Source organism: Desulfobacter sp. UBA2225 (genome assembly GCF_002348205.1).
Lineage (GTDB): Bacteria > Desulfobacterota > Desulfobacteria > Desulfobacterales > Desulfobacteraceae > Desulfobacter > Desulfobacter postgatei.
Genome location: NZ_DDYV01000032.1, coordinates 1 through 22,344 on the forward strand (window position 1 = coordinate 1; position 22,344 = coordinate 22,344).

20 protein-coding genes and 1 pseudogene are annotated in these 22,344 nt (G+C 47.5%); 5 read left to right on the forward strand and 16 right to left on the reverse strand.

The features are described from left to right. The first annotated feature begins 184 nt into the window (after positions 1-184). Together B3D59_RS01460 and B3D59_RS01465 are read left to right on the forward strand one after the other, a co-directional pair. Positions 185-478 carry a nucleotidyltransferase family protein gene (locus B3D59_RS01460; protein WP_286817300.1) on the forward strand — a complete coding sequence of 98 codons (294 nt, stop codon included), beginning with the start codon at positions 185-187 and terminating at the stop codon, positions 476-478. Next, positions 471-842: a DUF86 domain-containing protein gene (locus B3D59_RS01465; protein ID WP_286817301.1), complete on the forward strand. Its 372-nt coding sequence runs from the start codon at positions 471-473 to the stop codon at positions 840-842. The genes B3D59_RS01460 and B3D59_RS01465 overlap by 8 nt, the downstream gene beginning before the upstream one ends. A 121-nt stretch (positions 843-963) precedes the next feature. Here the strand turns inward: B3D59_RS01465 and B3D59_RS01470 are convergent, their stop codons facing one another. Next, entirely contained in the window at positions 964-1,485 is a 522-nt protein-coding gene (locus B3D59_RS01470; protein WP_286817302.1) for a hypothetical protein, read from the reverse strand. Positions 1,486-1,734: 249 nt separating this feature from the next. Next, positions 1,735-2,775 (reverse strand): Rpn family recombination-promoting nuclease/putative transposase, encoded by a 1,041-nt coding sequence (locus B3D59_RS01475; protein WP_286817303.1) that lies wholly within the window; start codon positions 2,773-2,775, stop codon positions 1,735-1,737. Positions 2,776-3,072: 297 nt separating this feature from the next. Here B3D59_RS01475 and B3D59_RS01480 point away from each other — a divergent pair, with 297 nt between their 5' ends. Then, entirely contained in the window at positions 3,073-3,372 is a 300-nt protein-coding gene (locus B3D59_RS01480) for a type II toxin-antitoxin system RelE/ParE family toxin (RefSeq protein ID WP_286817304.1), read from the forward strand. 8 nt (positions 3,373-3,380) lie between these two features. Next, positions 3,381-3,692 carry a HigA family addiction module antitoxin gene (locus B3D59_RS01485; RefSeq protein WP_286817305.1) on the forward strand — a complete coding sequence of 104 codons (312 nt, stop codon included), beginning with the start codon at positions 3,381-3,383 and terminating at the stop codon, positions 3,690-3,692. A gap of 20 nt (positions 3,693-3,712) precedes the next feature. Here B3D59_RS01485 and B3D59_RS01490 read toward each other — a convergent pair whose 3' ends face one another. The 6 genes from B3D59_RS01490 to B3D59_RS01515 all read right to left on the reverse strand — a co-directional run bounded on the left by B3D59_RS01490 (position 3,713) and on the right by B3D59_RS01515 (position 10,982). After that, positions 3,713-4,006, reverse strand: coding sequence for a hypothetical protein (locus B3D59_RS01490; protein ID WP_286817306.1), 294 nt, complete (start codon positions 4,004-4,006; stop codon positions 3,713-3,715). A 234-nt stretch (positions 4,007-4,240) separates the two neighbouring features. Next, positions 4,241-4,486 (reverse strand): DUF2442 domain-containing protein, encoded by a 246-nt coding sequence (locus B3D59_RS01495; protein ID WP_286817307.1) that lies wholly within the window; start codon positions 4,484-4,486, stop codon positions 4,241-4,243. Positions 4,487-4,527: 41 nt separating this feature from the next. Next, a complete protein-coding gene (locus tag B3D59_RS01500; protein WP_286817308.1) occupies positions 4,528-4,788 on the reverse strand; it encodes a DUF4160 domain-containing protein in 261 nt (86 codons plus the stop codon). 480 nt (positions 4,789-5,268) lie between these two features. Then, positions 5,269-5,517, reverse strand: coding sequence for a DUF6447 family protein (locus B3D59_RS01505; RefSeq protein WP_286817309.1), 249 nt, complete (start codon positions 5,515-5,517; stop codon positions 5,269-5,271). Between the two features lie 102 nt (positions 5,518-5,619). Continuing rightward, positions 5,620-6,414, reverse strand: a complete 795-nt coding sequence (locus tag B3D59_RS01510) for a SapC family protein (RefSeq protein ID WP_286817310.1) — start codon at positions 6,412-6,414, stop codon at positions 5,620-5,622. A 107-nt stretch (positions 6,415-6,521) separates the two neighbouring features. Further along, positions 6,522-10,982 (reverse strand): DUF4214 domain-containing protein, encoded by a 4,461-nt coding sequence (locus B3D59_RS01515; protein WP_286817311.1) that lies wholly within the window; start codon positions 10,980-10,982, stop codon positions 6,522-6,524. 501 nt (positions 10,983-11,483) lie between these two features. On the opposite strand from B3D59_RS01515, the gene B3D59_RS01520 reads away from it, so the two are divergent. Continuing rightward, a complete protein-coding gene (locus B3D59_RS01520) occupies positions 11,484-12,353 on the forward strand; it encodes a class I SAM-dependent methyltransferase (protein WP_286817312.1) in 870 nt (289 codons plus the stop codon). A gap of 41 nt (positions 12,354-12,394) precedes the next feature. On the opposite strand, the pseudogene B3D59_RS01525 reads toward B3D59_RS01520, so the two are convergent. The 8 genes and pseudogenes from B3D59_RS01525 to B3D59_RS01560 all read right to left on the reverse strand — a co-directional run bounded on the left by B3D59_RS01525 (position 12,395) and on the right by B3D59_RS01560 (position 22,341). Beyond that, positions 12,395-12,766: pseudogene (locus tag B3D59_RS01525) on the reverse strand (GxxExxY protein). A gap of 32 nt (positions 12,767-12,798) precedes the next feature. Beyond that, a complete protein-coding gene (locus B3D59_RS01530) occupies positions 12,799-14,226 on the reverse strand; it encodes a CAP domain-containing protein (protein WP_286817313.1) in 1,428 nt (475 codons plus the stop codon). A 279-nt stretch (positions 14,227-14,505) separates the two neighbouring features. Beyond that, positions 14,506-15,648 (reverse strand): glycosyltransferase, encoded by a 1,143-nt coding sequence (locus B3D59_RS01535; protein ID WP_286817314.1) that lies wholly within the window; start codon positions 15,646-15,648, stop codon positions 14,506-14,508. Next, complete coding sequence (locus tag B3D59_RS01540) at positions 15,641-16,036, reverse strand: four helix bundle protein (RefSeq protein ID WP_286817315.1); 396 nt, start codon at positions 16,034-16,036, stop codon at positions 15,641-15,643. The genes B3D59_RS01535 and B3D59_RS01540 overlap by 8 nt, the downstream gene beginning before the upstream one ends. A gap of 21 nt (positions 16,037-16,057) precedes the next feature. Next, positions 16,058-17,365, reverse strand: coding sequence for an HlyD family type I secretion periplasmic adaptor subunit (locus B3D59_RS01545; protein ID WP_286817316.1), 1,308 nt, complete (start codon positions 17,363-17,365; stop codon positions 16,058-16,060). 2 nt (positions 17,366-17,367) lie between these two features. After that, positions 17,368-19,038 (reverse strand): type I secretion system permease/ATPase, encoded by a 1,671-nt coding sequence (locus tag B3D59_RS01550; protein WP_286817317.1) that lies wholly within the window; start codon positions 19,036-19,038, stop codon positions 17,368-17,370. Beyond that, complete coding sequence (locus B3D59_RS01555; RefSeq protein ID WP_286817318.1) at positions 19,022-20,680, reverse strand: type I secretion system permease/ATPase; 1,659 nt, start codon at positions 20,678-20,680, stop codon at positions 19,022-19,024. The genes B3D59_RS01550 and B3D59_RS01555 overlap by 17 nt, the downstream gene beginning before the upstream one ends. Further along, entirely contained in the window at positions 20,677-22,341 is a 1,665-nt protein-coding gene (locus B3D59_RS01560; RefSeq protein WP_286817319.1) for a type I secretion system permease/ATPase, read from the reverse strand. The genes B3D59_RS01555 and B3D59_RS01560 overlap by 4 nt, the downstream gene beginning before the upstream one ends. Positions 22,342-22,344 lie beyond the last annotated feature (3 nt).

Consider the following 22,344-nt stretch of genomic DNA (forward strand, 5'->3'; position numbering starts at 1 on the left):
GCCGAATCAGTGCTCTACTCTACCCCGAATTCCCTTGGAATTCCCTTGTCCCCCGAATTCCCGATTTCCCCCGGCATTTCCATTGCCCTGCCCTTATGGCGAATAGCCATTGCAATATATTAAATCTTTGGTAAAATCTATTGTTAACAATGGACCCGGCTTTGCCTGGAGGACTGGAGGAATCATGATTAAACAAGAAGAAATCCTCACTTACCTGCGACGATTCAAAAACAAAAATCAAAAACAATACAGCATCCTTAAAATCGGCATTTTTGGTTCGGCGGCACGGAATGAAATGAACGAAAAAAGTGATATTGATATTGTTGTTGAACTCGGGAAAGCAGATCTGTTTCATCTTATTGGAATCAAACAGGAACTCGAGGAGCAGTTACATCGTAAGGTTGATATTATAAGGTATAGAAATGACATGAATGCACTTCTTAAAAAGAGAATAGACAAGGAAGCCTTTTATGTATGACAAGGAGCTTGTTTTAGAAATAATGAAGCAGATTTATAAGGCTGCACAAACCATTTTACAACGTTTTGAACCTGTAAAAGAAGTCAATTATTTTACAGATTCTTCTGCTGGCATGGAAAAACTTGACAGCATATGTATGCTGCTCATTGCAATTGGGGAAGCATTAAAAAATCTTGATAAAAATACCAATAACAAGTTGTTGGCTAAATACCCACAGGTTAACTGGAAAAACGCCAAGGGCATGCGTGATATCATCAGTCACCATTACTTCCAAACTGATGCCGATGTAATATTTAACGTTTGCAAAACACATATCCGTGAACTTGCACAAACCATAAATACAATGATTGAAGACTTATCATAGCCAAAGACTTGATTACAATCAATATTTAAGTATAGGTGTCTCCGGAATTCCTAATGTACCCCACCGAACGGCAATTACATAAGGTGTCCCCCAAATTAAAGTACCCCAATCTACATCTCCCCTAAAGCAGCGCCAACCCCCGCAATATTTCAGCAAATTCAGGATTCTTTGCGGCATATTGTCTCAATGCCTCAAGCTGCCTTCTTAAAAGTGAACCATCCGAGTGTTCCAAATCCAAATAATCCAGAACTTTACGTTCCAGCCGATTGACCTGTTCAATCACCGGCTTCACCATGGTACGACGATCCCAGGCAATATAACCAAAAAGTGCCACAATCAACGTGATGAGAGATCCAAAAAGAACAAGCATCGTATTATTTGAATCATCCTGTCTTTTGTTTAAATCATCCAGTCTTTTATTAAGTGCTTCCTGGCCCAATTTCATTTCAGCCCTAAGTGCTTCCTGGCCCGATTTCATTTCAGTTCTGAGCGCTTTCTGACCCTCTTCCAGAACAACAAGCTTTTCGATGATCTCACGATCCGATATCCGGGGCGCTATCTCGACGGCCCATAATGACATCGGTAAAAACAGATGGAGAAATATGAATACAATCATCACACAGTTCAATAGATTTGATTTCATGCCCCCCCTTTTTTTTTACTTCAACCCGCGATAACTGGTATCCTTTTTCACATCAATCGCGATGAAATGATTATAACCATCAGGGCATTGATTAACAACCACCCAAAAAAGAAAACAGCCCATACTTCCGATTCTTTACCCGATTTGCCATCGACTTTGATGATAATAAAATCTGGTCTGTCCCCCTATTTTTAGCATGATGTACGCAGAATTTTCAGAATTTCAAATTTCCAGAATTTCCATCTCCCCCTATAAGATTTCAGAAACATCCTTTGCCGTTTTAATGGCTTCCTTAATTTTTATGAGGGTATCAAGATCCTTGATTTTTTTTACCTCTGCCATTACTTGGTCAACCCGATCCGGGAATTTAAGGATCATCCCCAGTTCAATGGCATCCGTCAACCCTTCAAGCTTGCCTTCAAGCTTGCCTTCAAGTTTACCTCTGATTTCCCCTCTTATTTCCCCTTCTTTACGAAGTCTTTCGGCAAGTGTCATGATATACTCTCCTTCCTTTGCGGAAAGCGCCTGCTCGGCAACTTCCCTGATTGCTTCAGCGGATATGTCATCCATTGTATTAAACAGATACCGCAACACTGTTTCAAGATATTGAAGCCCGGTCTCCTTTTCCATCAAGCTCTTCATGAGCGACAATATGGCCGGCAATTTTTTCTGCAAATCCGGGTCAAACACATGCTTGAAAAGCAACAGCACCACCCTTGCCATAACCGTTCCTTTTATATCTTTATCTGTGAAACGGGTCAGATCATGGAGGTGAAAGCCAAAATCAGGGATATAGCCTGACAGCTCATCCACAGGACCTGACAAAACCGAAGATAACCGGACTTTATCTTCAGGCCAGGACCTCTTTCCATGGCAGATCAAAAGCGGGATCACAATGGGCAGAGCTTCTTTTTTCTTCTTCTGCTTTATAAAAAGGCGCCATATTTTCACCATGTATTCCAGGATCTGGAGATGGACATGCTTATCATAATAGCTCTTATGCTCAAACAGTACATGGACAAAACCGGGCTTTCCCGACAACATCACCTTGTAAAGCATATCTGAATAGTAATCCGACAGCTCCTTTTCCACAAAGCTGTCCTTGCTGATTTCAAGGGTGTCAAGATCCATCAAGCGCAATACATGGTGCGGCAGGTAGTGGTGCAGAAAACTCCTGGCATTTTCAAGGTTGCTCCATGTCTCTCGGAAGAGCTTGTCATGGGGATTGCTCACATCGTTCATGCTGCTGGTGTTTTCATTGTTCATGGGACAAATTTTAGACAGTTTCATAGGGAGAGTCAAGGTGTAATAATTGTTACTCTGACCCCATTCTCCTATATAGGACATGGAGGGGATATTAAATCAAATTTAATTTTATTTCAAGTTGTTAGCATGGCCCGACCCCGAATCGCATTCTTTCTACCGAACGGCAATTACGTAAGGTGTCCCCGGAATTCCATGGCTTTGGAAGAGGCTGGGATTGAATTTATAAACAAGGATGGATGGGTTGGCGTGAGGTTGAAGCTGTTAGCGGAATAAATGATAGATAGCCTTGACAGATGTAACCATAGGAGTTACTGTGAAATTATGATAAAAGGATTCAGGGACTCTTGGCTTCAGGATTTTTTTATAGACGATATTTACCATAAAAAGGTTCCTGCCTCCATTCGAAACCAGTTGTTCAGAAAAATACAGATACTTGATGATGCAACGTGCGACATGGACCTGCGAAGCCTGCCAAGCAACCATTTTGAAAAACTTTCAGGTAATTTAAAAGGGAAATGCAGCATACGAGTAAATAAACAATGGCGGCTTATTTTTTTCTGGAATGATTCTGGAGGGGAAGCCGTGGATGTTTATCTCGATAACCATGACTATAGGAAATGAGGTATAAAATGCTAATCACAAAACGCCAGCCTGTGAGTGTCGGGGAAATTATTAAAGAAGAATATCTTGCACAAATGCAAATCACCCAGGAACAGCTTGCAACAGCAATGGGTGTCAGTCGGAAAACAGTAAATGAAATATGCAATGGAAGACGGACTATAACAGTTGACTCTGCTTTATTGCTGGCAAAAGTATTCGAAAATACGCCTGACTTTTGGCTGAACATGCAAAGACGAAGTGACCTTTGGGCAGCGTTGAATACTCCAAAAAGAAAAGCAAGGATTGATAGAGCAAGACCTGTCCGGGAAGCCTTTGCATAAATATCCTCAGCCGTACTACACTACACCGATCTGGTGAATTTATCAATGATTTCAGGCAGGACGAATAAATACGGGAAAACAGTCCAGATACCATCCTCAATATCCTTGTAACTCCACTTGGCCTTTGTAGCCTCACTTTTCCTGGCTCCTGTAAGTATCAGGAACTCAATAAGGTCCGGCACTGTGGGATGGTCACAGCATTTTAACGCTGGTAATAGGCTGCCCTGCCCGAAGCCCTCACCTCCAGAAGGAAACCTGGTAACTGCGTCATAATAATCGATAACAGTCGGGAACATCACCAGAACAGATGTCATAACAGGCAGTTGAGTCAATTTTTTAAAGTAGAGGTGTTGAAACCCTCTCCTCCTTTTCCAAATAATACCAATAAGCCAAGCCTGACCCCACCATACTAATTCGGAATTCGGTATGGTGTCCCCCGAATTCCAAGTATGGTCCCTGCAAGTATGGTCCCTGGAATTCAAATTGCGTAAGGTGTCCCCCGAATTCAATTCACCGAATTCACCATGTCCCCCGAATTCACAAACCTATCATCCATCCAGATTCCATTGTCCAGAGGCCTTTATCTCCTCATACATGGCATCAGGTGCAAGATCAAGCTCCTCTGGCCAAGTGACGGCACCATATACAAGAGTTGCACGGGAAAATGTTTCAAGGTCACGTAATTTAGAAAAAATACCTGCACGATCCGAAAACAAAAATTGTTTCATATTGACGTATCCTTCCACTCCGTCAAGGAAACGGACAAAAAGCCGATAATCAGGCAGTACTTTCAACTGCTGTATCCGCCAAGGCATACATGGAGTTATAGGTGGCTCTACGAAAGAGGTTCGATTTTTTGCGGTGATTGCATTTGCGCACATTGATTCCATGCCTCCATTAATTCTGCACGATGTTCAATAGCCCATTCAAGAACCAAAACCATCGCACGTTTTGGTAAAAAACCTTTCTCAACCTCCAAAGTATGAATATTGATCAAAGCTTCATACTCAGCATACAAAGCATGAAAGTGTGGAGGTGGGTGTTCTTGCCAAAACATCTGAATAATAATCCCATAAAAAATACTAATAGGTGGCATGAACACTCCTAAAAACAAATTATCCAAAATTTAAAACTAATTGGATTATCAATTCTTGTCAAGCTGAGCTTGGCTTCAAAAAGCCATTGAGTCCATCTATGACGGTCTTTTGAAAATTTCAGCAAAAATTCCCGTTTATGGCATCGATGGGTGATATGCCAAATCTGACCTGGGAGATAATGTCGTTTTGCTCTGGTCAAAGCTTGCCTTCTAAATCAGTGTTTTTGACCCTAAAAAATTGATTATAGTCATGATATGGAGGGTATTTTAAATCAAATTTAATTTTATTTCAAGTGGTTAGCATGGCCCGACCCCGAATCGACCCGAATCGAAAACCCGGCCTTTAATGGGTGACCATTTATGTATGGTGTCCCCGGAATTCCCCGAATTCCATCCCCCGAATTCCCTGGGGACTGAAAGTGCGGCCAAGGTTTTTATTTTTAACGGCTGCGCCCCTGTCCCCCCTGAAACTAAAAAAGATCAGTGCCGGGAACCTTCTGCGGCATCTATTTTGGGAAGTTCGTCGGCCAAGGCCTTTGCATAAGCAGTCCGGGCGGTCTGGGCAATAGCCACCAGCTGCTGAAGCCGGGCGATCTCCTGGTCAGTGACCCGCAGGTTCATGATCTGGTTTTTGGCGTTGTCAGACAGATCTGATAGTTTGTATTCCGCCCCGTCAATGGTGATTTTATGTTCTGACCGGTTCGTCCGGGATGTGTTCTGTGATGTCATGGTTTTGTCGATCCTTTCTAATTTTCTCATTTTTGTATGTCAGCCGGCGATTCAGGGATCTTCCCTGCCGGCTGGTGTCTGTCCCCCACCAAAGAGGGTCTGCTAACTGAACTGGATGGGATCGCTGCCGGATTCACCGAACAGCTTTTCAATATCCGGCACATCGGGCACCGGCCCTTTTCCGGCCTGCTGGGCAAGCCAGCCGTCTTCCAGGTTGGTCAATGACATGATATGGGCATAGACCATGTCCAGTGCCCCGGTTTCCCGCAGCAGTACCAGCCGGTCGGCCGGCAGTTCGGCCAAGGCCTTTTGATCAACCAGGCGAAACCCGGTCACGATCTTGGATTCTTCTTTATCCGGATTGATTTTTAGTTGTCGTTCCTCCAGCAGATCAAAAGTATCCAGCTGATTCACAATGGCCTGTGTCCGTTCAAAATCATGTTGCAGCCCCATGAGGATCTGCCGGATCTTCTTGAGAATATCCGTAGGCTGTCCAGTACCATCAAACAGCCGGATGCCGTCGGGTTTATTCAAATGCGATGCACCCGCATCAACCTGGAGCCCGAAGCGCCGCCCGGTTTCTTCCCGTTCTTCCGGGGTGGTGGGTATTTCGCCCAAAACAAAGGGGTACCGGCGCAAATGGGCCGGTACATAACGGCCCACCCAGTGACCCGCATCATCGATATATACATTGCATCCTGCTTCAAATCCCACCAGGGCCTTGGGCACCCCTCCCTGCATGGGAAACACAATAACCGTTTCCCGGGCTGCCTTGAACAGTTCAGCCGCTGCCAGGGGAATGAAAACCAGCTCACGGGCAAAATCAAAGGGCTGGTCCGGTGAGAAGCGCAGATCCCTATGGGTCTCTGCACTCAGGGGAATGGGGTGTTTAAACATGTCACTCCTTTGTTACGGATCCCGACTAAAATCTTGGGAATAAAAAGGCCACCCCTTTACAGAGGTGGCCTTTGTTTAACGAACAATCACCTTATCAGGCAGTGAAACTATGCAATGCCGACAATGTTTTCGTTCTGGAGGTCAGCGGAATTAACACCTTGAAGAATGATCGTGAAATCCAGGCCGTCGTTGGAGGTGATAACCGTGTCTGCTGCGGTCAACTCTAGGATTTGAACAATACCATCGCCAGCAACTGCAAGATAATTGCCGTAAGCAGTATAATCAGCGATAGCTTGTGCATCAAGAGCCACAGAACCTGCAAAAACATCACCTGCGCTAATGGTAATCTTAGTGGAAGAATCCACATCAAGGGCACGCAGATCCAGCTGGGTCTGGTTGCTTATGGTTACGTTATCACCGGCATCAATGGCCTGGAAATTATCGATCTGCCATACCACACCCTGGTCATAAACGTCTTCGGTAAAGACAAATTTGGTCAGGAATTCAGATGCTGAGGTAATAAGATCAAAACCTGTCACGTTAAGTGGATTAAGATCACCATCTAATGATGCGGTAACAGTAGCAGTAGCTGCACCAATTAGATCGGTCACTACGCCGGCAGCTGTTACCTCTTCAATATAACCCGTGCCTGGAGCATCGGTAGGATCAGGCATATTACCATTAATAGTTGGCGTGATCAGTATACTATCAGGCGCAACACCAGCAGCAATATTAAATGCATTCGGTGCGTTCACAGCGTCCGCTACAATAGCATTATCCAAATTGGCAGCAGTTATAAGAGCGCCAGTATCATTGGTAAAGACATATTCTCCACCAGCAAAGGTGATAACAATAGAATCACCCGCAGCCAAGCCTGCATAACCACCTGTTACAAAATCAAATTCAAGCGTTTCGAGTGCAGGGACAAGAGCTCCAGCAGGCACAGAAAACACAGTATTGTCTCCACCAACATCAAAAATAAACCCGAACTCATTCACAACAACCTCGGCATTGGTGCCCTGGGTGCTGTCCCAGCCCTGAGTAACAAAATCACCATTATAAGCGGAGAAATCAACTTTTGTCAACGCCGTATCCAGTTCATTCAGTGTCAGGCTGTCAGTGTTCAGGTAGTTCAAATCATACAGACCGCCGGTGATTTCCAGGGTCCGGGCATTGACATTCCCGGTAGTCGGATTTGCCAGGGTGTTCAGGTTGAAGTTGTAGTTGTAGGACTCTCCTGTGGTGCCGCCCATGTCCATGCTGATGGTCTGGAAATCCTGCACGTTGAGGTTGGCGCCGCCAACTGACCAGAAGGTGGGTACAAACAATGCCGTTGTGGCATCAGAAACAAAATCAACATTCACCTGACTGCCGGAAGTGTTATTGGCTGCTGCCAGTGTCACATCAGCGGCAACAATTGATTCAACAAATGTATCCGTCACATCGAGCGTTCCTGCATTGATCTGAACATTCTCAGTGGCCCGCAGGTTGAACAGGTTGATGGTCGCTGTGGAATCAACCAGGTCATACAGTTCAACATCAGAGACATTGGTTGCATTGAAGTTGGTTGCCACAAAAATCGACGGTGACACACCAACACCCACACCACCATCACCAAAACGAATGGTCTCAAATTCTGAGATGTCGGTTGCATTGGTTGTGGTCACACCGTCACGGATATTCAGGATGTCTGCATTACCTTCGGTACCGATCAGTTCAACTGTCCGGTTGGTTCCCAGGGCGGCATCAATAGCTGTAATAACCGCTCCTGTCACACCCAGGTACAGATCAGCGGCCTTCACCAGATTCCCTGTTTGAGGATCAAAGGTACCCAGCCCGCTGCCGTCTACCAGCAGATCATCACGGGAAGCGGCTACCGCGTCAACACTGTTGGAGGCAGATGCCAGATTTGTAATGGTCAGGTTCTGGGTGCCTTCCAGCATGAAGGTGTTCACCAGGTTACCGTTCAATGTGGTAACAACATTTCTGGTGTTGCGCACGCCTGCGGAATCCAGATTCAGGGTACGGACGTCACTGACATTGCCCACCTGGTTATCGATGGTCACTGCGGCGGCTGTCAGCACGCCGGATACACGGGCGGTGTTGGCAAGTTGCAGATTCAGCTCTTCACCGGTTGTGTCGGTGAAACGAACAATGCCGAAGTTCTGGTTGTTGTCGTTATTGCCGGCACCCAGTGTCTGGTTTTTACCTGAAACCACAACTGTCTGCTCATTGGCATTCAGATTTACCAGACGGGTATTAGCGCCAATATTGGTGGTTGCTGCAGGCGCACCCACAATAGTAGTATCATTGAACGCGATTTCACCATCTGTTGCAATTACAATTTCAGATATATCAGCCAACCCACCAGCGACAAGATCATGAGTGGTATCATCAAAGTTAATTGCGGGAAGAGTAGCGGCAGCGATGGCAGCAGCAGCTCCTGCTTGATTCCCGACATTAATTGTTTGAGTTGCAATGACCAACTTGTCAATATTCTCAACAGAACTAAAAGATGTTTCCGCTGCTGTATAATCGGTCGCTGCAGCGAAACCTGCGGGAATAGTATACCCGTCCTGATTCGCGGCCCATCCAGTGGAAGTAGTGATCTCCATAGTGTTCTCACCCAAACCACCATCAACGGAAGTATTTTCTTTCACTGCAAGACCTTCCAAATTAACTCGGTCTGCTTCCACACCGCCGATGATTTCCAGCTGAAAGTCGGGGTCGCCGGCAACGCCATTATCAACCGCCAGGCTCAGGTTGGAACCGCCGTCACCCAGCAGGTAGCTGAACTGTACGGGTTCTGAAACACCCAGCAGGTATTTGTCAAACACAGCGGCCGTCAATGAAGCACCAACTTTCAACGCAGCATCAAAACCAGTGGCATCAAAAATCCGGACATCGGTCAGACCATTGGTCTGAAGACGGTCATCAGTGGTCGTAGAAACACCCCGGGTATCAAATGTGCGCAAACCAAGCTCAAATTTACCGTGAGCGCCGCCATCCAGATGCGATAGATACACTTCCTCCAGTTGGTTTTCATCGTCAAACGACCTGCCAACTGTATTCGGGCTGTTGACAGAGGACAAAGAGGTGATACCGCTATCACGGTCAACCAGTACATCCAGCTTCTCAACACCGCGGGAGCCGGACATGGCGGCAATATTCACAATCCCGCCCCTGGAGCCGCTGCCTACACCATCAACCACCAAAGTGGAGCTGATCAGGCCTTCTTCGGTAATCATGCCGACATCGACACGGTTACGTACGTCAATACCGGCAGCCGCGCCAAAAATAAGGGCTTCAGCCTCTTCAATGGCAAACACGCCGCCGGCAGAATCTTCAATGAGAAACACACCGTTGCCGGTATGGGTAACAGTCAGTCCGGAAAGGTCGGCATCCGCGGCCAAAGCGTTGGCAATGGCGGTTTCCAGTTCTGCCCAGGTATCAGCTGCCCGCATCTCTTGGGTATCCAGGCTATAGGATTCCCCATTTAAATCAAAATTGATTTCCCGGACAGTGATGTTTGCAAGTTCAAATGTTTCAGGCGCCAGTCCGTCTGTAATTTCCTGCACCCGGATGGTCAGGGCTGATTCAGCATTCAGATCGCCTTCCATGAACAGGGGATTAAAATAGACTTCATAACTCACGCCAGGGTCGGTCAGGCGCATGCCCAGAGTGGTGTCTTCCGGACGGGTGCGGACATCTTCAATACGGATGTCTGACCGGCTTTCATCGGTCCACCACTGCTCAACATCTGCCATACGTCCGGCATCGATTGTGGAAATAAAAGTGGTGTTATTGGCGGTATCAACCTGCGGGGTAATAGCGGTCAGGTATACTTCCTCAATGCCTGTGGTCGTCGCTCCAATAGCAGCGCCCTGGCCGATGTCCTGAATCGTACCGGTTGCAATCAGGTCGGCAGCCAGTATATCCTGACCGGCACGGCCATCCAGAATGTCACCGGTTTCAAGGGTATTGGCCAGCTCACCGCTGCCGGTTTCGTTCTGAAGGACCGGGGCAGTGAACAGATCGTCGAAGTCAGAGCCTGTCCGGTTGTCGGCATTTACCGTTAAAACAATCTCTTGTTTTAACGTTTCATTGATGTCAGCTATAGCCTTTTCGACGCTCGCATCCGTCGCGTCTATATCGCTAAGATCCCAATCAGTTTCTGTTCCGCCCATATCAGCATAATACAGGCCGACTTCTGTCTTATTGGCCAATATCTGAGCATCATCGCCTGTTGCGCCGTTCGCTACGGCCAGAATCATTTCAGCCTGGGAAACAGTCCCCTCATCCAGGGCTGTGGACCAGTATTCAAGACCGGCTTCAACCGGCGCGCGGCCAAAAAGATTGTTAAAAATTATGGTAACAAAGTCCTCACTGGGGATGGGTTCCCCGCCATCCGTATAGATGCCCTTGGCTTCATCCTGATCAAAAAAACTGGTGGCAATCTGTTCAATGGTAAAGCCACTTCCTGTCCAATAGTCAAGACCCGCGTCAAGAGGGGCTCTGTTAAATGTAGCCACATATATTTGTGCAACCTGCTCTCTTGTTACTGCCATTCTTTTTCTCCTAATTTAATAATTGATATTGTGATATTGTGCCACCGGAAAAGTGGTACTAACACTGCCCGAAATAATAATACTGTATAAGTATAAGCAAAGAAGATACCATCGTCAACTTTTTTCGATCCCACCTGAGACAAATTTCCCGTATCATGCCCATCCCCCCTGCCCTGTATACCTCCACCGAATTTAATAATTTTAAAAAACAATGAAATTCACCTATGGCGTTTGCGCATAAATTAAAATTTTTGGTCATATGTACACAGATATGGTTTAATTTAGCCTATACCTGATAATCGGCTTACTTGAAAAACTCACACAAAGACACAAAGGCACAAAGCGTTTATTTGGTTTTATGACCCTTTGTGTCTTGGTGTCTTTGTGTGAGAACCCAGGATTGCTGACAAAAGTGGCCGGGGCTTGAGTTTTATCTGCTTTGCTGTTATTGACAAACAAAGCAATCATGAACCAATATTTTCGGGGATGACGTTTTTCATCATGTTCGCTAAATTTTATTCCATTTTAAAAAAGATAAAGGGGACCGCATCCCTTGACAGGCTCAATGAACTGACAAATCCGGACAAATGGGACAATCCGGCGTGGATGAACATCCACCGGGAACTTGAGTCCTACGCCGTGGATAAACACTGCTTCAGTGATACCAAGGCGTATGCCTATCGAAAGGGTTGGGAATGGACCCAGTGCCTCTGGGGCCTGCACACCCTTGGGGCCATTGACAAAACGGCCAAAGCCCTTGGCGTGGGTGCCGGCCATGAGCCGGTGCTATATTATCTGGCCGACCATATCCGGGAGGTGGTGGGCACGGATCTTTACGGCAATGACGATTGGACCAACAATGCCGTAGGCGGAAACGAGGCCGATGCCGCCGTTCTTGAGAACGCAGATGCGTTCTGCCCCCGATCCTATGAAAAATCCAGGCTCAGGTTGATAAATATGGACGGCACGGATCTTCAATTTAACGATGAACACTTTGATTTTGTGTGGTCCCTGTCATCCATTGAACACTTTGGCGGGCACGCCAGGGCAAAGCAGGCCATGACGGAGATGGCGCGGGTGACAAAAAAAAACGGCATTGTCGCCGTTGCCACGGAATTCATCATTACCCCGGGCTGCAGTGATCACCCTGAATTTTTCACAAAGGCGCTGTTTGAAAAATACATTCTCAATGCAAGCCCCCGGCTTAAACCGGTAGAGGCCATGAATTACCAGCTGCCCCCGCTGGAATACCTGATTGATCCCATCATGATCCACCTGAACGGCGATGTCCACAGAACCCGTCATCATATCATTCTTAATAACGGCCATGTTCAATGGACGTCCGTTATCTGTTTTTTCCGCAGGGTTTAGATATTTTTTTTACCACAAAGGACACGAAGGGCACGAAGAAATTATAGGACGAATCTCTTGATGCTGCGCTTTAACATTTGGGTATTAAAATTAATTAACAAGCCTGTTTTGATATTGGCTAATTTCATATATGTCAACAGTTGAGCCGCATGGATTTTGTTTAGTTGTTCAACGCTTTTCAATTCAAGGATAAGCTTGTCTTCTACCAACAAATCAACCCGATATCCACAATCAATGCGGACACTTTTATAAATTACAGGAAGAGGGTGTTGCAGTTTGAAGGATATGTTATCTCTACTTAATTCATGCGCAAGGCATTATTCATAGGTAGACTCAAGCAAGCCCGCGACAAGCTCCCGATGAACCTCAATGGCGCAACCAATAACCCGATTAGACAACTCATCAAAATCCATTCTTCGTGCTCTTCGTGATTTTCGTGGTGAGTTTAGGGAACAGCGGGCGTGTAACCCAGTTTAACGAACTGATCAGAGGTGATGAAAAGATCCTGACGGACCGAAACCTCTCCTATTGTTGCGACAAAAAGATATTGCCGATTGGCTTCCAGTTCCATGGAAAAATGGCCGGCATTATCGGTGGTGGCAACTTGTTTAACTTCTTGCATCCCTTCCACACCATCCGTATGGACCCAAGCCGTTACCGTTTGCTTACCAATCTCCTCACCCGGATCGTAAAGATTGTCTTTGTCAATGTCCGCAAAAAGGACACCGTATATCCTTGGATTTTGCGCAGTGTTAATGGTGCTGTTATCATCGCCAATTGTATTCCGGCCATTTTTACCCACAACAAAAGAGAGTACCCAGAGATCATATATTTCACCTGATATCCCACTTGACTGAAAAGCCATGTTGGATCCGATATCCTGAAAATCGACTGAAAAAGCAACAGGACTCTGGGGCCATGATTCCAGTTCTTTCTGTATCAGCCATTGAAAGAATTCGTTCACAGACGGATCATTCTCTTCGGTTGAAGCGTTAATCTTCTTCATCCTTGCAGCATATTCTTGGGCAAACTCACCGTCATAAAGATAATAGGCAGCCCTCTCAAAATCCGTCTGTGCCTCTGACAAAGCTTGCGGATAGGTTCCGTTAAGCTCATAAGCAGAACGCGCCCGGGCAGATGCGCTCAAGGATGCATCAAAGAAAAGAGGTTTGTATCCGTTATCACGATCACCCAAATAAACGATATTCGGGTTTAGTATATATGCTTCTGCCCGATTCAACGACGTATAGTTCCATATATTATCCGGGTTATGCCGGACCTGGTTGATCAGATTCAACATCTGAATTTGAGATACCAGTTCGGAAGAGCGAAGGCAAATAGCAACAAACCACGCATTTCCCGATCCCACCTTTCCGGCTGATATGGCAATACCGGCAGAGGAATAGTCTTTGGACAAAATATGATCAAACGACTCGTTATCAAGTTCTTTTTTGAAAAGATAATTTATGACGATTTTAAAGGCTGTCTCCCGGGACATAAAATTAAAAAACGAGACCACGCCGCCGGTCGATGCGGTTAAACGATAAACAGGGCGAGTGTCGGATACCGTGATCTCTTCACTGGCCATATCTTCACTGGCCATCTCTTTGCTTTCTTCAGCAGCTGCAGCAGTTAAATCCGAATCCAGCGTATAGGGTGCTAATCTTTTTTTTATTTCAGGCAGAATTCCAATTTTGATCAAAGCTTCGTGGGTATACCCCAGATCTCTGGCGTAGACGTAAGGAGCTTCTCTGATTTTGTTGATCATATCCAGAAAAACTTGATCGTCTTCAGCGGATAGCGCTGCAGCAGGGCCGCAAACGCCCCAGAAAACCATTGCCGAAATAATTGTGTGTATAAGATGCTTTCTCATAATGCAAATGAAAAAGCAAAATATATGCCACACAACACAACCCGTCTGAAACATCAGTTAAATTAAAAAGATAAATCCATTGAGAGAACCTATGGTTGTGCTTTTTTATGTTTTACCTTTTTCTTAACACCCCTGTTTTTGGGTATATAAAAATCGTGTTGACAAATCAGGTTCTGGTCATATCTGGCCCAAGTTGGCCATGAAGGAGATGAAGCACCGGCAATTCTTATGAATCTTTAGTTAAAACCTCACACAAAGGCACAAAGATTTTATTTGATTTTATAACCCTTTGTGTCTTTGTGCCTTTGTGTGAGAAAGCAGATATTTGTAGATCCTAAGATATTTATCCCCCTGGGCCCTGGCGGTAAAATTGTCCAGGTAGTGGTGAAAGGCATTTTTTGAAAACCCTTGGGCGCAATGTTCATCGGTCAGGATTTTATCGATGGCCCGGGCCAGGCAAAGATGGCACCCGGACTGGACCACAAAGCCGGTATGATTGTGCCGGTTCACAATACTTGTACCGGTACCCAGTTCGGTAGAGACCAGGGGTTTTGAAAAATAGAGCCCCTCCAAAAGGATCTGGCCGAAGGCTTCGGCCGGGGCGGTCGAGGGCAGAACCACCAGGCCGCAGTTCTCAATTAAAAATTTCAGGTTGGCGTCACTTTGAAACCCCATGAGATGAACGTTGCTGATCTTCTCGTTTTGGATCCTGGCGTTAAGCCGGTCAAAAAGATCCCCTTTGCCCACGATGGCAACATGGTGCGTCATCTGTTTTGCAGCATCCAGCAGGATATCAAGCCCCTTGTACCACCTGAGCATCCCGGCAAACAATGCGTAATTTTTGTGTTTGCCGACAAAGGCCGCAACCTCCCGGTCCGGCTCCCCAAGTCCGGCAAAGCGATTTTTATTCACAAAATAAGAAACTTCATGAATTTTATCCTTGAACTGCGCCAAATAGGGGGTGGTGTTGAAAAGGCTTTTACTGGAGATACAGACGGCATCCATCTTCCCCATAAACCGGGCCACAAAGGGCAGGTAGAGCCGCTTTAAAAGCTTGGCTTTGTGGATATCACAGTGAAAGGTGACCAGGGCAGGTTTTTCAATGCGGTGGCAAAGGGCCAGAAGCTCTGCCGTGGGCCAGGGGAAATGAAAATGCAGGATATCGGTATGATTGCAGATCCGTTTAAAGGAACGGGCAAAACCCATACTGAAAGGGTTGGACAGCAGGTCAAAGGTTTTACGGTAAAACCGTGCTGTGATATGGTCAGGGGAGGTCACCGTATAATTGCCGGACCCCACAGAGACCACCTCAACCTCAAACCCGTGTTTTGCCGCATGGCTGCCGTACTGTCTTATGGCCTCTTCAAGCCCCCCGTTGGTTTCGGGGAAATAGGTCTTAAAAATATGGGTTATTTTACTCATCAGTCTTGAGTCTTGAGTATTGAGATTTTGATTTCCTGAGCCCTGACAACATTCGGCTTGTTTCATCCAACATATTGGAAAGACAGATAGCTTCTTGTATTTTCAAGTAATTTAGTTGTCTTGAAATTTCAATTTGTGTATCTAACTCATATATTGAACCTTTTGCAATATCAAGAAAACGAACCAGTTCTTTATCCGAATTTCTACCATGTCCCTCTGCAATATTCGACGGTATGGAAACAGCGCTACGCCGCATTTGTGAAATCAAACCATATTGTTCATGTTTAGGAAAACTTTCTGTTGCTTTATAAACACGAACAACAAGCGCCATTGCTCTTTGCCAAACGACTAACCGCTTATAACGATAAGCATTGCTCTCACTACTCATAACTCAATACTCACTACTCATCTATTCACGCATGGCTTTGTCAACATTTTCAAGCAACGGATCTAAAAGATAGCTGATCACTGTCCGGCTTTCAGTCGTGATATAGCAGGCAGCGGGCATGCCGGGCGACAGATAGGCGTTATGAACCTTTAAATCCTCTTCATCCACCAGCACATGGACTTCATAATAGGACGTTTCCCCATGGGGGGTCTGCTGGTTCATTAAATCCGGGGAGACATAGGTCACCTCTCCCCTGATGGGGGGGGTGGATTTTCGCTGGAATGCCGCCAGCTGCACCTTGGTCGGCTGTCCCTTCTTAACACTGATAATATCCTGGGGCCGGACCTGGGCCTTGATCACCATACTCAGATCCTTGGGTACTATTTCCAGTAAAGGCATTCCGGGCTGGATCACACCGCTGTCCTCGGAATGAACCCGTATGTTAAGGACGACCCCGCTGACCGGGGCCCGGACCTCGAGCCGATGCTGGGCATCAAGCATGGGCGTAATCTGGTCTTTAAGGTCAAAAATCATGTCGGTCACCTCGCCAAGCCTTGACACGGCCGCATCCGTATACTGGTTCTCCATATCTGCAATACGCAGTTTATATTCCTCGATCATCTGGGTAAACTGGGCAATATCCTGCTTTAATTTACCTTTTCGCCCCCGGTACTCGGAAAGGCTTCTTTCAAGCGTCAGAATATCGGTTTTTCCCATGTATTTCTCCGCCAGCAACGGCCGCTTACCGGCTAAATCCTCTTCAAGATTCCGGGTAATTTCCGTCACACTTTTCAGCTCTTCTTTAGCCCCTTCAATCCTGTTTTTTGTCTGACTGATCTGGGAATGATACAATTGTATTTTTCCCTGCAGATCGGAGCGCCTGGAGACGAAAATATCCTGTTCCGAGGAAAGGATCGGGGCAATTTCCGGGTCGTCTTTCAACTCACCCAAGGCTTTGGGCCAGGAAATTGACGGTTTCATACCCGCCTCGGCCCGAAGTCTGACCGCTTCGGCTTCCTTGGCCCACAACCGTCCCTGGAGCAGTTTCACATTGGAACTGACCTGGGAGCTTTTCAGCTCAATGAGCACATCACCCTGGGCGACTTCGTCCCCCTCTTTTACAAAAATTTTGTTGATGATCCCGCCTTCAAGGTGCTGAACCACTTTTCTTTCACCGAACACATTGACCACGCCCGGGGCGATCACCGCCCCCTGGAAGGGAAAATAAACGGACCAGATCACAAGGCCGCCGAAAAAAAAGGCAATAACCAAAAGACCTGCAATGATATACTTTGAAGGGTTTGTATTTAATACCGGATCTTCTTTCATTTTTATACTCCTGCCGCCTGCTGGGACTGTTTATTGTTGGCAAGTTGATTTAACACCTCTTTAGCCGGTCCGTACATGGCCGTCTGCCCCTCCTTGATCATGAGAAGCTTGTCCATGTTCACAATCAGATTGGGTCGGTCCGAGACCATAACGGTGGTCACATTTTCCTGCTTTAAATTTTTAAGGGCGGCAAGCACCATCCTGAGCCCCAGGTCATCTAAATGGGTGTGGGGTTCATCCAGAACCACGAATTTTGGGTCACCGTAGAGGGCCCTGGCCAGGGAAATCAGTTGCCGGGGACCTGCGGCAAGGTTCTTGCCGGTTTGATCAATCCGGGTTTCATACCCCTGGGGAAGCTTTAAAATCATGTCATGGACCCCGGCCTTTTGGGCGGCTTTAACGATTTTTTCAGAATCCACCGCCTCAAACCGTGAAATGTTTTCCGCCACAGTTCCGGGGAACAACTCAGGTGTCTGGGGCATGTAGCCAAGATATTGCCCCAGCTCCTCCTCCGGCCATTGGGAAAGTTCCGCCCCATCCAGCCTGACCTTTCCCGTCAACGGCGGCCAGATGCCGAGCAGCACCTTGCACAGAGATGTTTTTCCCGATGCACTGGGCCCGAAAACACCAAGGGTTTCACCCGGCTCAAGGGCCAGGGAAATATTATATAAAACCGTCCTGGCATCAAGGGAGAGGCTGACGGCTTCTGCCGAAACCCGCCCCTCGGGGGCCGGCAGGGAGAGCTTGGGGTTGGATTCCCGGGTGTTCACAAATTGCTTGAGCCGCTTATATGCAGCCACGGCTTCAACAGCCGTTTTCATATTCAGCAGGCTGCGTTCAAAGGGATAAAAAAGCCGTGCAATAATCATCACACCGGCAAAAATACCCCCCTGGGTAATTCCGTGGCTAAAAAACACAAACGCCCCGGCGGTAAACACAGCCGTCATCACCGTCATCTGGAGCAGACGGATAACCGCGCCAAAGGCAGATTGAAACGCATCCGCCTCGGACCTTGCAGCCAGGGTCTTTTCATACCGGGTCCTGTATTGTTCCATGGCGGCGGAAAACATTCTCATCCCTGAAATCAACTGGGCATGGCGCAGGCAGTTGCCGGCAAAATCGGCTCCGGCATGAAACGTGACATCGGCCACGGTATAACGCTTTGTTTCAATTCGTTTGAGCAGGAGCTGAAACAGGGTAATCAAAAAAACGCCGCCAATGCTCACAAAGCCCAGCAGGGGATGTATCAGATAAAGGACCGCCAGATACACCAGCACCCAGGGCAGATCCAGAAAATTTAAAATATGCCCCCTGGCAAAGGCATCCCTCAACAGCTCAAGATCCAAAAGCCCCCGGGTATACCCTGAACGCTTAATTCCTGCGGCATCCGCCTGCATGCTTTTAAAGACATAAGGCATCATTCTCTGGGCCAGGTTATTGCCGGTCTGTCCCAGCACCCGGGCACGAAAATAATCGATCAGGGCCACTATGACAAAGCTGATCATTATACCGGCAGCCAGGGTAGAAAGACTGGCCGTACTGAAACTGAACAGCACTTTGTCGTAGATGACCATCATATATATGGGCAGGGCAAGATAAATCAGGTTCATACAAAGCCCGAAAATCCCGACGATTATAAAATATTTTACCCATGATTTAATTATGTGTTGCATTCACGCCTCCCATTAACTGTCCAACAACCGCATCCCTGTCTCCGAACCGCACCTGTTGTCCTTGCTGGAGGACCAGGATTTTATCCACCGTATATAAAAGGTTTGGCTTATGTGTAATCATGATTGTTGTGGCACCCATTTGTTTAAGGTTTTTTAATGCCTTGATCAAGGCCTGCTCTCCTGCCTCATCCAGATTGGAATTGGGTTCATCCAGAATCACCAGTTTTGGGGTGCCGTAAAGGGCACGGGCAAGGCCGACCCGCTGGCGCTGTCCCCCGGAAAGACTTCGCCCCGCCTCCCCGATATCGGTATCATACCCCTGGGGAAAGGTTAAAATGACCTCATGGGCACCGGCGCTCTGTGCGGCCTGAAGTATCTTTTCCCCGTCGGCCTTCCCCATTCTGGCGATATTGTCTTTTACACTGCCGGCAAACAGCTCCACATTCTGGGGCAGATACCCCAAATATTGCCCGATATCATCATTGTCCAGCTCAAATACATTTTTGCCGTCCAGTTCCACCACGCCGCTGTCAGGTTTCCACATCCCTAAAATCATCCGGCACAATGAGGTTTTACCGGCACCGTTGGGCCCGACCAACCCCATGATTTCCCCGGGCTTCAACGCAAAATCAATATGGCTGAGCACCTGGGTTTCGTTTATGGAAAGGCTGACATCCGCCACATCCAGGGCCCCGGTTATTTCACCGACGGTGTCCGGCTTTTGTTGGGACTTTTTTAACAACGCGGATAGATTATCATAGGCCATCCTGGCGTCGGAGGTCTGCTTCCAGGCGGCAATGGCCTGGTTCACCGGCGCCAGGGCCCGGCCCATGATAATTGAAGCAGCAATGATAACGCCGGGGTCACTCTTGTTGGCCAGCACCAGGGCTGCACCAACCCCATATATAATGACCTGCATGAGAGTGCCGAAACTCTGGCTCACCGCCCCCAGAATATGCCTGACATTCCCGGTTTTGTCGTGGATCTGAATCTCCTGGTCATTGATTTGGCAATACCCGCTCGCGGCATTGCCGGTCATCCCCATGCTTTCAAGCTCCCGGGCTGTCCTGAAACTGGCTGCGACCCACTGCAGTCCTTGGTTTTTTAAAATTTGGGCCCTGGCCGTATCTTTTTGGGTCAGGCCCGACTGCAGCAGTCCGATGATAAAAACCACAACCGCACCGCCTGTGGCTGTCAGGCCAAGCAGGGGATGTACAAGGTAAATCACCCACAGATAAATAAATATCCAGGGCAGATCGAAAAAAGCAAAAATGGAATTGCCGCCAAGGTAGTTGCGCAGGGTATTAATGTCGTTGAGTCCCTTGGTGTACCGGTCGCTGTCGGCACGGCACAGATCCTTGAGCATTGCCTTGAGTACCCGCCGGCTCAAAAGCTTGTCCAGCTGAATCCCGGCCCGGACCAGCAGGCGGGACCGGCAGAACTCAAGCAGCCCTAAAGCCACAAGGGCTATTAAAGCGATGGCCGTTATGGCATAAAGCGTGGGCATGCTGTGATTGGCCAGGACATTGCGGTAAACCGCCAGCATGTATAAAGAAAAAGTCAAATAGAGGGTGTTGATAAATATGGAAAAAAGCCCTGCAAACACAAAATATTTAAAACAGGAGCGCAGATAAAGAATCATAGGGCAGCCTGCTTCCCGGACAGTTTTGCAAACACCGCATCCCTTGGGCCGAACATGGCAACCTGTCCGGCGTTGATGACCAGCACCTTGTCCATGGCGTGCAGCAGCTGGGGTTTATGGGAAACCATGATACAGGTGCAGTTTCGGAGCTCTTTCATGCCTGCCAGTATGTTTACCAGCAGCTGTTCTCCCTGTTCGTCCAGGTTGGAAGTGGGTTCATCAAGGACCAGGAGCCTGGGTTTTCCATAAAGGGCCCTGGCAAGACCCACCAGCTGTTTCTGTCCTCCGGAGAGCCGGACCCCCTTGTCCCCTTCAAGCTGGGTGGAAAGACCCTGGGGAAAACTGTCCACCAAACCCTGTATGCCGCAGGTTTGTATGGCCTGTTCAACCCTATCCATATCCACGGGACCAAGCCTTGCGATATTCTGGGCCACAGTTCCCGGGAACAGCTCAATCTCCTGGGGCAGATACCCGATGTAAGGCCCCACCTGGGCCTTGTCCCAGGAAAAAATATCTTTCCCGTCCAGATAGACCTTGCCGCCAAAGGCGGGCAAAATACCCAGAAGCAAACTGCACAGGGTTGTTTTACCGGCCCCGTTGGGTCCGATAACCCCGAGAAGCTCCCCGGCCGGCAACTCAAAGGAGACTGCTTTGAGCAACATTCGGCTTGGGATTCGATAACCGGCACCGGCAACACAGACATGGCCTTTGGGGGGCGGCAGCGGCATGCCGGGGACTATTCTGTCCAACATGCTTGAAAAACTGCTTAACCGCAGGTAGGATTCCTTTGCCGTGGCCGTCGTACGCCAGGAGGACATGAACTGCATCAGAGGCCCGAATCCGCGTCCCATGATAATGGACCCGGCGACCATAAGCCCGACATCAAACCCCTCTTTTATGGCATAAATGGCCCCAAAGCAATAAATCAAGACCTGGATAATGTTCTGCAGGGGCTTGATCATGGACTGAATGGTGCCGGCATAATAGCTTGATTTTGTCTGATTGACCATCACCCGATTATTTTTCTCAACAAACCTGTCGGATATATCCCTGATCATCCCCATCCCGTTGATTACTTCGGCATTTCTCATAAAAGAGTCCACAAACCGGTGGCTCTTCATGTTCAGTTGCCCCGCCATTTTCATGCTTTTCCGGATCAGAACTTCCTGCAATATGCTCAACCCGACCATGATAAGGGCGCCTGAGGTCGCAATAATGCCCAGCACCGGGTGAAAAAAATAAATAAGCGCCAGGTAAAAAGGGGCCCAGGGAAGGTCAAACAGCGCATAGATGGCCGGCGTGGAAAAATAATTGCGCAGCACTTCAAGATCGTTCAAGCCGGTCTGGTAAGCATTCTTACCGTTCAGTACAGATCCTTTGACCATACCTGAATAAACCTGTTCCCTCAGTCCCAGGCTTAAGTCCTGGCCTGCCAGGGCCAGAAGCCCGGACCGCAGATATGAAAAACACCCGAGCACCGCTACGGCCATAAAAGCGCCGACCGTGATATTTTTAAGAGAGAGCAGACTGTAGGAAACAACAATATTGCCGTATATGGTGAACATGTAAAAGGGAAAGGTTAATTGAAGAATATTTACAAAACAGCTTAAAAGCGCGGCAAAGGTAAAGTATTTCTTCCATTTTTTTAAAAAGGCGGCCATGGG

Excerpts from the sequence above, each read along its gene's own strand:
- B3D59_RS01460 (WP_286817300.1), top strand. The coding sequence starts at position 185 with ATGATTAAACAAGAAGAAATCCTCACTTACCTGCGACGATTCAAAAAC.
- B3D59_RS01465 (WP_286817301.1), top strand. The coding sequence starts at position 471 with ATGTATGACAAGGAGCTTGTTTTAGAAATAATGAAGCAGATTTATAAG.
- B3D59_RS01470 (WP_286817302.1), bottom strand. The coding sequence starts at position 1,485 with ATGAAATCAAATCTATTGAACTGTGTGATGATTGTATTCATATTTCTC.
- B3D59_RS01475 (WP_286817303.1), bottom strand. The coding sequence starts at position 2,775 with ATGAAACTGTCTAAAATTTGTCCCATGAACAATGAAAACACCAGCAGC.
- B3D59_RS01480 (WP_286817304.1), top strand. The coding sequence starts at position 3,073 with ATGATAAAAGGATTCAGGGACTCTTGGCTTCAGGATTTTTTTATAGAC.
- B3D59_RS01485 (WP_286817305.1), top strand. The coding sequence starts at position 3,381 with ATGCTAATCACAAAACGCCAGCCTGTGAGTGTCGGGGAAATTATTAAA.
- B3D59_RS01490 (WP_286817306.1), bottom strand. The coding sequence starts at position 4,006 with ATGACATCTGTTCTGGTGATGTTCCCGACTGTTATCGATTATTATGAC.
- B3D59_RS01500 (WP_286817308.1), bottom strand. The coding sequence starts at position 4,788 with ATGCCACCTATTAGTATTTTTTATGGGATTATTATTCAGATGTTTTGG.
- B3D59_RS01505 (WP_286817309.1), bottom strand. The coding sequence starts at position 5,517 with ATGACATCACAGAACACATCCCGGACGAACCGGTCAGAACATAAAATC.
- B3D59_RS01510 (WP_286817310.1), bottom strand. The coding sequence starts at position 6,414 with ATGTTTAAACACCCCATTCCCCTGAGTGCAGAGACCCATAGGGATCTG.
- B3D59_RS01515 (WP_286817311.1), bottom strand. The coding sequence starts at position 10,982 with ATGGCAGTAACAAGAGAGCAGGTTGCACAAATATATGTGGCTACATTT.
- B3D59_RS01520 (WP_286817312.1), top strand. The coding sequence starts at position 11,484 with ATGTTCGCTAAATTTTATTCCATTTTAAAAAAGATAAAGGGGACCGCA.
- B3D59_RS01530 (WP_286817313.1), bottom strand. The coding sequence starts at position 14,226 with ATGAGAAAGCATCTTATACACACAATTATTTCGGCAATGGTTTTCTGG.
- B3D59_RS01535 (WP_286817314.1), bottom strand. The coding sequence starts at position 15,648 with ATGAGTAAAATAACCCATATTTTTAAGACCTATTTCCCCGAAACCAAC.
- B3D59_RS01540 (WP_286817315.1), bottom strand. The coding sequence starts at position 16,036 with ATGAGTAGTGAGAGCAATGCTTATCGTTATAAGCGGTTAGTCGTTTGG.
- B3D59_RS01545 (WP_286817316.1), bottom strand. The coding sequence starts at position 17,365 with ATGAAAGAAGATCCGGTATTAAATACAAACCCTTCAAAGTATATCATT.
- B3D59_RS01550 (WP_286817317.1), bottom strand. The coding sequence starts at position 19,038 with ATGCAACACATAATTAAATCATGGGTAAAATATTTTATAATCGTCGGG.
- B3D59_RS01555 (WP_286817318.1), bottom strand. The coding sequence starts at position 20,680 with ATGATTCTTTATCTGCGCTCCTGTTTTAAATATTTTGTGTTTGCAGGG.
- B3D59_RS01560 (WP_286817319.1), bottom strand. The coding sequence starts at position 22,341 with ATGGCCGCCTTTTTAAAAAAATGGAAGAAATACTTTACCTTTGCCGCG.